A 470-nucleotide genomic window follows, 5' to 3' on the forward strand; every position below is an offset into this window, starting at 1 on the left:
CTGATGGAGTCGTAGTCCATCGTGCAGTCCATGATGATGTTGGCCGGCAGCACCGGGGCGGACGAGCCGCCCGGAATCACTGCCTTGAGCTGGCGACCGGCACGAACGCCGCCCGCCAACTCCAGCAGCTTGCTGAACGGGGTGCCGAGCGGAATCTCGTAGTTGCCGGGACGCTCCACGTCGCCACTGACTGAGAAGATCTTGGTACCGCCGTTGTTCGGCTTGCCGCATTCGAGGTAAGCCTGGCCGCCGTTGCGAATAATCCAGGGCACCGCCGCGAAGGTCTCGGTGTTGTTGATGGTGGTGGGCTTGCCGTACAGGCCAAAGCTGGCCGGGAACGGCGGCTTGAAACGCGGTTGGCCTTTTTTGCCTTCCAGCGATTCGAGCAGCGCGGTTTCTTCGCCGCAAATGTAGGCACCGAAACCGTGGTGGGCGTGCAGCTGGAACGAGAAGTTCGAGCCCATGATGCG

1 protein-coding gene is annotated in these 470 nt (G+C 62.6%); it reads right to left on the minus strand.

Annotation, left to right across the window (positions count from 1 at the left end):
• Window positions 1-470: SLBB domain-containing protein (locus HA630_RS00510; RefSeq protein ID WP_208299881.1), on the minus strand; the 470-nt coding region annotated here is incomplete at both ends.

It is taken from the genome of Aquabacterium sp. A08 (genome assembly GCF_011742065.1).